Consider the following 10979-nt stretch of genomic DNA (forward strand, 5'->3'; position numbering starts at 1 on the left):
TGGTTCTGGGGCAGTAGTGTGCGCCGGCGGGGGCACTGGGGGGGGGGGGGGGGGGGCTGCGGCCCCGCGGGGGGCGGGGGGCCCCGCGGCGGCCCCCGGCGCCCGCGCGGGCCCCCCGCACCCGGGTCAGGGGATGTGCCACTGCTGGGGCGGCGTGTCCTCGCACGTCCACTGCTGCAGGAGCGTGCCCGGGGTGTTGCTCCAGTCCTTGTCGTCCACGCAGCGCCCGGTCATCAGGTTCTTCACGCGCGACGTCGGGACCGGCGGGGAGAACGGCTGGGTCTCCACCGCCCACAGCTGCATGTAGCCCTGCCGGGCGTCGGCCCAGCAATCCCACTGCTGCAGAAGGACACCCGGCGCGGAGTTCCCGCCGGGGACGTCGAGGCACTTGCCGGTTTCCAGGTTGCGGAGCCGGTAGTAGTGCGTCACGCCGATGGTCATCACGTACTCTTCGGTCCAGCGTTGCGGCGCCCCTCCCCAGCAATACCACTGCTGGATGCGAGCGCCGCTGGCGCGGTCGCCGCCGACCACGTCCATGCACAGGTGGCTGCTGTTGTTGATGAACAGGTAGGGACCGTAGTCGGGCGCCGCGTTCGCCGGCGAGCCGGCGAGCAAGGCGGCGCCGGCCAGGCCGGCCGACACGATCGACGCGGCGATCCGCCGGACGATTCCGTTCATTTCGCTTCCCCTCCCGAGAAAACCCGGGCCCCGGTGGGCCCGGTTCCGGGATTCTGGGCCCGCCGCCCCGGCGGCCGGAAACGCTCGTCTCGGTCAGCGGAACGACCGGGGGTGCGGGAGCCGGTCGGTGATCTCTTGCGACGCCCGCCGGACCAGCTCGGCGAGGCCGCCCGGTGCGGTCCGGCGCACCACGACCGCGCCGACCGAACCGGCGAAGGAGCCGTCCGGGTGCCAGATCGGGGCGGCCACGCAGGAAACGCCGGCCGGGTGCTGCTCGGCCAGCCACGGGCCGCCGACCCTGGCCAGGATCTGCCGGCGCCGCCGCTCCACCGGCAGGCGGTCGCCGGCGGCCCGGCCGGCGAGGAGGACCTTTCCGGCCGCCGTGGCGTCCGGCAGGGTGTCCCCCGGCCGCATCGGCGGGAATTCGACGCTCCCGCACCGGGTTTCGGCGACCACCCGGACCCGGTCTTCGTGCAGCACCGTCACCACGACCGCGGTGCCCGTGAGGGCGGCGAGCACCTGCACCGGCTCCCGGGCCGCGTGCTGCAGCCGGGGATCCGGGTTCCAGGCCGCCCCGAGCCGGGCGAGCGACCGCCCGATGAAGTACCGCTGTTCGTGCCGGTGCACCGCCCCGAGCGAAACGAGCTGTTCGAGCAGCCGGTGCACGGTGGCTTTGGGCAGGCGCACCGCGCGGGCGAGATCGGCCAGCCTGCTGCCGTCGGCGGACCGGGACAACGCCTCCAGCACGCGGAACGCCCCCTCCAGCACGCCCCGCCCCCGGTGTTCTCCGGATTCCATCGATGCCCTCCTCCCCGGACGCCCGGCAGGATGAAGATCGCCGGCGATATCCGGAGGGGACCGGGTTTTCCCCTGATACGAACCCACAGGGACTTCTCAGGAACGCGGCGGCCCGGGCCACCGCCCCGGTCACGCCGTGACGACGATGACGTGCAGGCTCCGCGGCCCGTGCACGCCTTCCACCCGGGTCAGCTCGATGTCGCTGGTGGCGCTCGGCCCGCTGATCCAGGTCTGCGGGCGCGCCGGGTCCAGCGCGGCCACCGCCTCCGGCACCCCCGGCACGATCTGCTCCGCCCGGAGCACGCACACGTGCACGTCCGGCAGCAGGCTGAGCGCCCGCCGGCCCTGCCCCGGCCCGTGGTCGAGGACGATCGTGCCGGTGGTCGCGATGCCCAGCGCCGCCGTGGTGACGACGGCGTCGAACCCGACCGGCCCGGCGGTGCTCGCCACCGGCGGCGAGCTCCCGATGTCGACCGGGAACCCCTCCGGTACCAGCACTTTCCGCGCCGGTCCCAGCGCCGCGCGGAGCGCGTCCGGCAGCTCGGCGGCGGTGCACCGGGTGAGGGTGGCCCGGTAGTCGGCCACGCGCTCGGCGAACAACGCGACGTCCGCGACGGCCGAGCGATATCCGCGGGGTACCACGGCTTCCGTGCGGTCCGTGTCCCGCAGTGCGCCACGGACGGCCGCCAGGATCTCTTCCCGCGCGCTCATCGCTTCCGCCACCAGGACCGGAAGGACTCGGGCGGCGGCGCCGGCAGGTCGCGGCTGGTCGTCCACAGTGAACCCGGCCACGGCAGCCGGGACAGGGCCCGGCGGCCGCCCGGGAGCAGGCGGCGGCCGAAGCGGGTCAAGGCCCGGTTCGCGACCCCCAGGCCGCGTTCGGCCGCGCCGAGCCGGCGGGCGTCCGACAGTATCCAGGACGCCGTTTTCATCGCCACCGCCTCGGGTTTCGGGGGCCCGCCGCGGTGTGCGTCGACCACCCGGGACCGCAGGTGCACCAGGACTTCCGGGATGTCGATGCGCACCGGGCAGGCCTCGAAACAGGCGCCGCACAGGCTGGACGCGTACGGCAGCGAGTCGGTCTGCTCGTCCACACCGACCCCCTTGAGCAGCGGGTTGAGGATCGCGCCGATCGGGCCGGAGTAGACCGACCCGTAGGCGTGCCCGCCGGTCCGTTCGTAGACCGGGCAGACGTTCAGGCACGCCGAGCAGCGGATACAGCGCAGCGCCTGCCGGCCGGCTTCGTCGGCGAGCGCGCGGGTGCGGCCGTTGTCCAGCAGCACCACGTGCAGCTCCTGCGGCCCGTCGCCCGGTGTCACGCCGGACCACGTCGAGGTGTACGGGTTCATCCGCTCCCCCGTGCTCGACCGCGGCAGCAGTTGCAGGAACACGTCGAGGTCGGCCCACGTCGGGACCACCTTTTCCAGGCCCACCACCGAAACCAGCACGTCGGGCAGGGTCAGGCACATCCGGCCGTTGCCCTCGGATTCGACGACGACCAGGGTGCCGCTCTCGGCGACGGCGAAGTTCGCGCCGGAGACGGCCACCTTCGCGCGCAGGAACTTCTCGCGCAGGTGCAGCCGAGCCGCGCCGGCCAGCTCGGCCGGGTCGTCGGTCAGGCCCTCGGGCGCCGGACGGCCCGCCGCGGCCATCTCGCGGCGGAAGATCTCCCGGATCTCCGCGCGGTTGCGGTGGATCGCCGGCACCAGGAGGTGGCTGGGCAGGTCGTCGCCGAGCTGCACGATGAGCTCGGCGAGGTCGGTTTCCCAGGCGGTGACGCCGTGCTCGGCGAGCACCTCGTTGAGACCGATTTCCTGGGTCGCCATCGACTTGACCTTGACGACCTCGTCGACGCCGTGGTCCCGCGCGATGCCGGCGACGACCTCGCAGGCCCCCCGCGCGTCGCGTGCCCAGTGCACGGTCACGCCCCGCGCCTGCAACGCCGCTTCGAGGGTCAGGAGGTGCTCGTCGAGGCGGCGCAGGGTGTTGTCCTTGATGGCCGCGCCCGCCAGCCGCAGTTCCTCCCACTCGGCCACCTCGCCGACGACGGCCGCACGCTTGGCGCGGATGGTGCCGGTGGCGTGGGCGAGGTTGCGCCGCAGCTGCGTGTCGGCGAGCGCTTCCCGGGCCGCCGCCGGGAAGGCGGGCATGCCGACGAACGTGGCGCTCACGCGTCCTCCTCGGTCGAGGCGAGCACGTCGGCCAGGTGCAGCACGCGGACGCCGGACCGCTGCCGGGACAGCAGGCCGCCGACGTGCAGCAGGCACGAGTTGTCGCCCGCCACCAGCACCTCGGCTCCGGTGGCGCGGACGTGCCGGGCCTTGTCCGCGCCCATGGCGGTGGACGTCTCGGCGTTCTTGACGGCGAAGGTGCCGCCGAACCCGCAGCACTCCCCGGCGGCGGGCAGCTCGGCGAGGTCGAGGCCGCGCACCGCCCGCAGCAGCCGCAGCGGCTTGTCGCCGACGCCGAGCATGCGCAGCGAATGGCAGGTCGGGTGGTAGGTGACGCGGTGCGGGAAGTACGCGCCGACGTCGGTCACGCCGAGGACGTCGACGAGGAATTCGCTCAGCTCGTGGACCTTCGGCCCGGTCTCGGCCAGCCGCGGCTCGCCCGCGCGCCGGGCGACCAGGCCGTGCTGGTGCCGGGCCGACCCCGCGCACGAACCCGAGGGCGTGACGACGTGGTCGTACCCGGCGAACGCGTCGGTGAACGCGCGGACCACCGGCACGGCCTCGTCGAGGTAGCCGGTGTTGACCATCGGCTGGCCGCAGCAGGTCTGCGCCGGCGGGAAGTTCGCGTCCACGCCGAGGCGGCGCAGCAGCCGGAACACCGCCTTGCCGGTGTCGGGGAACAGCGCGTCGTTGATGCAGGTGACCAGCACGGCGACCTTCATCCGCTCACCCGCATCGCGCACCTCCGAATTGAAAGGTTTCAAACTTCTGGTCGTTGACGCTACTACGACCAATTGTTACGTTTCAAGTACCCGCGCACGGTGATCCACAGTGACGACGCTGCCGTTCCCGGGGTCCCCACTGCGCCACTTGGGGAGACCCCGTTCCACGATGGGGATTTCGCCACCACGGACCGTGACCGGAGTGGACAGAGGCCCCCGCTCGGGGCGTCCGGCCGTGCCGATGCACGCCCATTCGCAGGCCCGTAATCGTTGAGGGACAACAAAATCTCGTTCATCCGTCAGGTGACGGATGTCTGGAATGCGCGCAGCACGAAACATTGCTCTACGGAGTTTGCCGCTCCGGCCTCGACACCCGAGGAGGAGCGATGTCGCGTGCTACCACCACGGTCTCCACTCTGGTCATCTTCGTTCTCGCACTCAACCTGCGGCCGGCCGTCACGAGTCTCGGCGCGGCGTTGCCGGACATCTCCGTCGCCGGCGGCCTGGTCGCCGCGGTGCTCGTCGCGTTGCCGCTGTGGGCGATCGGCCTCGGCGGCTGGGCGACGCCGTGGCTGTGCAGCCGGGTGGGGACGCACCGGACCGTCACCGTGGCCCTCGTCGGGCTGATCCTGTCGCTGGCCGGGCGGGTCCTGGGGGGTTCGGTGGAACTGCTGATCGGGACGGCGCTCGCGTGCCTGTCCATCGCCGTGCTCGGCACCATGCTGCCGTTGCTGGCGCAGGGATCCGCCGCGTTCACGTTCGGGCTGGGGGTGGGCAGCACGGCCGGCGCGCTGGTCACGCCCACCGCGGTCATGTCGTCGTCGTGGCGGTTCGCGCTCGGCGTGTGGGCGGCCTCGGCGCTGGTGGCCCAGCAGGTCTGGCAGCGCACGCCCGGCGAGTTCGCGCCGCCGCGGAGCGCACCGGGCGCCGTCCGGGCGTCGGCGTTGACCCTCCACTTCGGACTGATCTCGACGGTGACGTTCCTGGTCATGGGCTGGCTGCCCGGCATCCTGCGCAGCGCCGGCGTCCCCTCGGCGACGGCGGGTGCGTGCCTCGCGCTGTCGATGGCGATGGGGTTGCCGATGATGTGGCTGGTGCCGGGCTGGACGCGCCGCTGGCGCAACCAGACCCTGCTGGTGGTCGTCCTGGCCACGCCGAACGTCATCGGCGTCACAGGGCTGCTCCTGGCGCCCGCGGCGGCCCCCTGGCTGTGGGCCGCGGCGACCGGAACGGGCATGGGCGCGCTCGCGTTCGCGCTGACGACCATTTCGCTGCGCAGCAAGGACAGCTCGGTGGCGCTGTCCGCGGTGGTCCAGGGGGTGGGGTACGTCATCGCGGGCTTCGGGGTGCTGGTCTGCGGCTGGCTGCACACGGGGACGGGCACCTGGCGGACACCGCTGATGCTGGTCCTGGCGGTGTTGCTCGGCCAGATGGTCAGCGGGCACATCGCGGTGTTCCGCCGAACCCCGGCGCCGGCACCGGAGCCGGCCCCCCAGCCGGAGCCGGCGCCCGAGCCGAAGCCGGCGCCCGAGCCGGAGCCCGCGGCCACCCCGCCGCGCGTCGTGCATCCGCAGGACGACACTCCGGAGGTCGCTGCTTGATCTCGCCGCGCAGGGACGCGCTGCCCCGGGGCTGCGGGGCAGCGTGCCCGCGCGGGTTCCGGTCGGTTGCGCGGGTAGCGGAAGGATCGGCCCGCGCACCGGCAAGGGTGGCCCGCGCACCCGACTGTCGGCCGGCGCACCTGGAGGGTCGGCCCACCTGCCGGGAGGGTCGGCCCGCGAACCTCGAGGTTCGGCTCGCGCACCGCGACGGTCGGCTCGCACACCTGGAAGGTCGGCTCGCGTACCGGAAGGGTCGGCCCGCGCACCCGCACGGTCGGCGCGCGCACCTGGAAGGTCGGCCCACCTACCCGCAGGATCGGCCCGCACACCCGCAGGGTCGGCTCGCGCACCCGCAGAGTCGGCCCGCGGTGCCGGGGCGTGGCTCAGCCGGAAGCGGTCTGGTGGCGGGCCGCTTCGCGGGCGATGTCGATGCGCGAATGCACCCCCAGCTTGGTGAGGATGTGCGAGACGTGCGTGCCCACCGTGCGCGGCGACAGGTAGAGCCGGGCCGCGATCTGCGGGTTCGACAGGCCCTCCACCACCAGCGCCGCGATCCGGCCCTCCGTCGGGGTCAAGCTGTCCCAGCCGTGCGTGGCCTCACGATGTTTCACCTTCGGCCCGCGGCGGATGCCCAGGGCCCGGAACAGGGCGCGCAGCCTGGCCACGTCCCACTGGGCGTCCAGCTCCGCGTACAGGTCGATGGCGCGGATGAACGCCGCCCGCGCCGAACCGCGGTCTTCCGGCCGGGCTTCGGCGAAGGCCAGTGCGGCCGCCTCCAAGGCTTTGGCCTGGGACAGCGGGCGGCCCGCGTCCGCGTAGCCGTCGGCGGCTCGCAGCAACGTCGTCCCGTCGCGCTCGAGCAGGCCGCGACAGTACAGGGCCAGCGCGCGGCGGTGCGGGACCGCCGAGTCGGCGGCGATGCCGCGGGCCCGGGCCTCGATCTCCGCCGCGGTCCGGACGTCGCCGATCGTCATCGCCAGGCGGGCGGCGTCGCCGAGGCGCTCCTCCCCCGCGTCTTCGCCGGCCGGCACCGCCGTCAGCACGGCGAGCGCCCGGTCCGGCGCGCCCGCGTGCTCGAAGGCGAGGCTGCGGGCGCGGACCAGGGATTCCACCACCTCGTCGCCGACGCGTTCGGAGTGCAGCGCCGCGACGTCGAGGTGGCGGCGGGCCGCGGCCGACTCGTCGCGGTGGAAGTGGATGATCGCGGCGACGCCGTGGTCGCAGCACACCACGCCCGGGTCCTTGTGGTCGTCCGGCACGACGTCCACCTCGGCCAGCGCGTCGTCCCACCGGCCGGCGCCCAGCATCAGCTGCCCGATCGCGCTCTGGACCTGGGTCAGCCGCGCCTCGCTGCCGGTGCGCTCGGCCAGGTCGCGCGCCTGCCCGGCCGCGGTGAGCGCATCGGCGTAGCGGTCGAGCGCGCCGTAGGTGACCGACTGGTTGATGCGCAGCAGCAGGGTGAGTTCGATCAGCGTGGGGTCGCCCCGCACGACGGCGATCGCGCGCTCGAACAGCGGCAGCGCGGCGGCCCACTCGCCGCGGGCCATCGCGCACTGGCTCAGCACGTGCAACGACCACCCCGTGGCCCAGCGGTCTTCGGCCGCGCCGAGCTCCGCCAGGGCCGCGGAGGCGGCCCGGCCCGCCGCGTCGATCTCGCCTTGGACGCGCCGGATCCGCGCGATGAGCACCAGCAACCGCGCCCGGTGCCGGGCCTGCAGCCCCGGCTGGTTCAGCGCCTCGTTGAGCGCGGGCAGGGACTCGGCGGCGCGGCCGGCCGTCCCGCGGCTCTGCACGACCGTCGTGTGCAGGTCGACGCGCACGTCGGGGTCGCGGACGCGATCCAAGGCACGGCAGGCGATCCGCTCGGCCTGGGCCACGTTGCCGACCCGGTAGTAGGCGTCGGCCAGCCGGCAGGCCAGCGCGCCGGTGACCGCGTCGTCGAGGGGCGCGTCCCGCACCGCCCGTCTCAGCAGCGCGACGGCGACCACCGGCGCCTGGCCGATCAACGGCATGGCCACCTTCAGCAGCCACCGCACGGCCCAGTCCGGGACCGGCACGCGAGTGTCCGTTGTGGACACCATGGGCAGCAGCTGCCGCGCCACCCGCTCGACCGGGGCGCTCGCCTCGGCCAGCGCCCACGCGGCGGACTGGTGCCAGGCGACGCGGACCGCCGTCGGCATCTCGTCGTACAACGCCGTGCGGATCAGCGGGTGCCGGAACTCCAGGTCGTCGCCCGCCGCCACCAGGACGCCGGCGGCGCGGGCCTCGTCGAGGGCGGGCAGCAGCTCGGCGAGCGAGGAGTTCGTCACGGTCATCAGGTCCGCGACCGAGAAGCCGACACCGAGCAGCGCCGCCGTCCGCAGCACTTCCCGCGCCGGTTCGGTGAGGAAGCCCAGCCGGTCCGCGATCGCCTCCGGCAGCGAGTCCGGCGTGGCCGCGCCGGTCAGCTCCGCGATCCCCGCGTGGTCCACCTCCAGGCAGGAACTCCTGGTCAGCGCGTCGACGAGTTCGGTGAGGTACAACGGATTCCCGGCGGCCCCGGCGGCCAGTTCCTCCAGCCGGGCCCCCGGTTTGCCGCCGGCCAGCGCGGCGACCAGCTCGAGCACGGCCGGTTCCGCGAGCCGGGTCAGCCGCAGCCGCTCGGCCGGGCGGACGATCCGGAAGAGCGAGCGCAGGTCGTCGCGGCGCGGCACCGGCCGCAGCACCCCGATCAGCAGCAGCGGGAGCTGCCGGACCAGGCGGGCGAGCCGGCTCCACACCGCCACCGTCGTGCTGTCCGCCCACTGCAGCTCGTCGACGACCAGCACGGCCGGGCCGTCCTGGCACAGCTGGTCCACCAGTGCGATCAGCTGCTCGGCGGCCGCGGCGGCGAGGTCGGCGCCCTTGCCGGCGACGGCGCCGCCACCCAGCAGCTCGTAAACGGCGTCACGACGGGGATCCCGCGTGGCCGGGGTGATCTCCAGTGCGTCCAGCAGCGGCAGCAGCGGCAGGGCCTGCCCGAGCTCGTCGCCGGCGCCCCAGTACACCTGGCAGCCCGCGTCGGAGGCCGCCACACAGGCGGACCGGACCAGCGCGGACTTGCCGATCCCCGGCTCGCCGTCGACCAGCACGGCACGCCCGCGACCCGCGGCGACGTCCCGGATCCACGCGACCAGCCGGGACAGCTCGCTGTCCCGGCCGACCAGTAGCTCCGTACCGTCCGTAAGCGGTCGCACACGGGGGATTTTAGAAGTAAAACCTGTTCCCCAACAAGAGGACCACTTGGCCGGTCCGGAACGCCGGCCGGTCGTCCGGCGTTCCCGGGGAGTAAACCTCCCATTCGGCAAATGCGCCGATTCGTGATCCGGGCGTGATTCACCCGGCCGGGCGCACCGGATCTTCTGCCCCGTAACCGCAGGTCACAGCCGGTGCGAGTGGTCCGGACAAGCCGCGGGGCGGCCCGGCGCGCGGCCGACGAATCCCTTGTGTCGCAGGCCGTTGACAACGCTTCCTCGGACAGGTGAACTTCGCCCGCGCCGGCCGGCCGCCGCCGGCGAGGCGGCGCCATCGACGATTTCGACACCTTCGCGGCTATTACCTGCGTTGGCAGACAACGGCGGGAAAACCCGCCGCCGAGTTCGATTTCGGCGCGGCAACTACACCGGGTTCGCGGTCCCGGGATATGGCAGTCGATCTGTTGTTTCCGCTTTGCCGGTGCCCCTCCGGCCACGTTTTTCGCACCCCGTCCGCGCCTGCGTCGAGTCTCGCGGCGAGCGCTCGGTGACCGCGGGGAGCGCAAGATCGTCGATCTAGTATTCGTGCCGCCATTGTGGTGAATTCGCGGATCCGGCGGCATCACGCATTGTCAAGGGCTGCCGGGGTCCCTACAGTTGCCCGCCTGACGCCGGGGAGTGAATCACGGACCTTCCTTGGAGCCGGTACATCAACTGTCATCTCCTTCGAGGAGCAGACCTTGTTCGGAATAGTCAGGACCAATGCCCGTTTTCGTGCCGCACTCGTTCTCGCGGTCGTCACGGTCGTAACCGGTTGCGGCGCGCTCGGCGCGACCGGCTCGAGCACCTCGTCGAGCGGCAGCGGGCTGGAGAAGTCGGCGCTGAAGGTATCGATCCTGCCCACCACCGACCTCGCACCGTTCTGGCTGGCCCAGGACGAGGGCTACTTCCAGGCCGAGGGACTCTCCGTCGAGTCCGTCATCGCCGCCAGCGGCCAGGCCTCGTTGTCGAAGTCGATCTCGGGCGACGTCGACATCGCGTTCTCGACCTACCCGCCGTTCTTCACCGCCCGCAGCACCGGCGCCGCCGACATGCAGCTGGTCGCCGACGCGACGTCGGTCAACGCGAAGTCCAACGCGATCGTCACGGTCCCGAATTCGCCGGTGAAAACAATCACCGACCTGGCCACCGCGAAGATCGCCATCACGGCCAAGAACACCGCGTCGGATCTTCTCACCCGTTCGATCATGCAAGATCACAACGTCGATTTCAGCAAGGTGAAATGGGTGCTCATCCCGCTGCCCAACATCGCCGCGGCGCTGCAGCAGGGCCAGGCCGACGCCGCGTACCTGCCGGAGCCCTACATCACGCAGGCCGCCAAGACGGCCGGCGCGATCCCGGTGATCGACATCAACAGCGGCGCGACCCAGGACTTCCCGCTGACCGGCTACGGTGCGACGCGGAAGTGGGTGAAGGAGAACCCGCAGACCCTGGCCGCGTTCCAGCGGGCCATGCAGAAGGCGACGCACGACGCCCTGTTCGACCGCGCCAAGGTCGAGCCGCTGCTGGTGCGGTTCGCCAAGATCGACGAGGACACCGCCAAGCTGCTCACTCTGCCGGGCTACGGCGCGGTCCTGGATTCCCGCCGCCTGCAACGGGTTCCCGACCTGCTGCTGCAGCTCGGCGCGATCCCGTCGCCGATCGACGTCAACTCGATGATCGGCCCGCAGGCCGGCAGATAACCGCCGCCCCCGGTCGTGAGTGGTAAGGCGGGTTAGAACCCGCCTTACCACTCAC

8 protein-coding genes are annotated in these 10979 nt (G+C 72.9%); 2 read left to right on the plus strand and 6 right to left on the minus strand.

Going from position 1 to position 10979, the window contains the following annotated elements; all coding sequences use genetic code 11:
* Window positions 1-126 precede the first annotated feature (126 nt).
* From ACWEVN_RS42010 to ACWEVN_RS42030, 5 genes are all read right to left on the minus strand, one after another.
* Complete coding sequence (locus tag ACWEVN_RS42010) at window positions 127-678, minus strand: RICIN domain-containing protein (RefSeq protein ID WP_452055000.1); 552 nt, start codon at window positions 676-678, stop codon at window positions 127-129.
* A gap of 93 nt (window positions 679-771) precedes the next feature.
* Complete coding sequence (locus tag ACWEVN_RS42015) at window positions 772-1476, minus strand: IclR family transcriptional regulator (protein ID WP_449685788.1); 705 nt, start codon at window positions 1474-1476, stop codon at window positions 772-774.
* A gap of 129 nt (window positions 1477-1605) precedes the next feature.
* On the minus strand, window positions 1606-2187 hold the full coding sequence (locus ACWEVN_RS42020; protein ID WP_452055001.1) for a LutC/YkgG family protein: 582 nt from the start codon (window positions 2185-2187) through the stop codon (window positions 1606-1608).
* Window positions 2184-3626: a lactate utilization protein B gene (locus ACWEVN_RS42025; protein ID WP_452055003.1), complete on the minus strand. Its 1443-nt coding sequence runs from the start codon at window positions 3624-3626 to the stop codon at window positions 2184-2186. The genes ACWEVN_RS42020 and ACWEVN_RS42025 overlap by 4 nt, the downstream gene beginning before the upstream one ends.
* Before the next feature lie 17 nt (window positions 3627-3643).
* Complete coding sequence (locus ACWEVN_RS42030) at window positions 3644-4369, minus strand: (Fe-S)-binding protein (RefSeq protein ID WP_452055004.1); 726 nt, start codon at window positions 4367-4369, stop codon at window positions 3644-3646.
* 386 nt (window positions 4370-4755) lie between these two features.
* On the opposite strand from ACWEVN_RS42030, the gene ACWEVN_RS42035 reads away from it, so the two are divergent.
* A complete protein-coding gene (locus ACWEVN_RS42035; RefSeq protein WP_449685790.1) occupies window positions 4756-5970 on the plus strand; it encodes an MFS transporter in 1215 nt (404 codons plus the stop codon).
* 383 nt (window positions 5971-6353) lie between these two features.
* On the opposite strand, the gene ACWEVN_RS42040 is transcribed toward ACWEVN_RS42035, so the two are convergent.
* Window positions 6354-9185 carry a helix-turn-helix transcriptional regulator gene (locus ACWEVN_RS42040; protein ID WP_449685791.1) on the minus strand — a complete coding sequence of 944 codons (2832 nt, stop codon included), beginning with the start codon at window positions 9183-9185 and terminating at the stop codon, window positions 6354-6356.
* A gap of 737 nt (window positions 9186-9922) precedes the next feature.
* Here ACWEVN_RS42040 and ACWEVN_RS42045 point away from each other — a divergent pair.
* A complete protein-coding gene (locus ACWEVN_RS42045) occupies window positions 9923-10924 on the plus strand; it encodes an ABC transporter substrate-binding protein (protein ID WP_452055002.1) in 1002 nt (333 codons plus the stop codon).
* Window positions 10925-10979: the final 55 nt, after the last annotated feature.

Source organism: Amycolatopsis sp. NPDC003861 (genome assembly GCF_053605405.1).

Coding starts and splice junctions, on each gene's coding strand:
- ACWEVN_RS42030 (WP_452055004.1), bottom strand. CDS start 4,369: ATGAAGGTCGCCGTGCTGGTCACCTGCATCAACGACGCGCTGTTCCCC.
- ACWEVN_RS42025 (WP_452055003.1), bottom strand. CDS start 3,626: ATGCCCGCCTTCCCGGCGGCGGCCCGGGAAGCGCTCGCCGACACGCAG.
- ACWEVN_RS42020 (WP_452055001.1), bottom strand. CDS start 2,187: ATGAGCGCGCGGGAAGAGATCCTGGCGGCCGTCCGTGGCGCACTGCGG.
- ACWEVN_RS42035 (WP_449685790.1), top strand. CDS start 4,756: ATGTCGCGTGCTACCACCACGGTCTCCACTCTGGTCATCTTCGTTCTC.
- ACWEVN_RS42010 (WP_452055000.1), bottom strand. CDS start 678: ATGAACGGAATCGTCCGGCGGATCGCCGCGTCGATCGTGTCGGCCGGC.
- ACWEVN_RS42015 (WP_449685788.1), bottom strand. CDS start 1,476: ATGGAATCCGGAGAACACCGGGGGCGGGGCGTGCTGGAGGGGGCGTTC.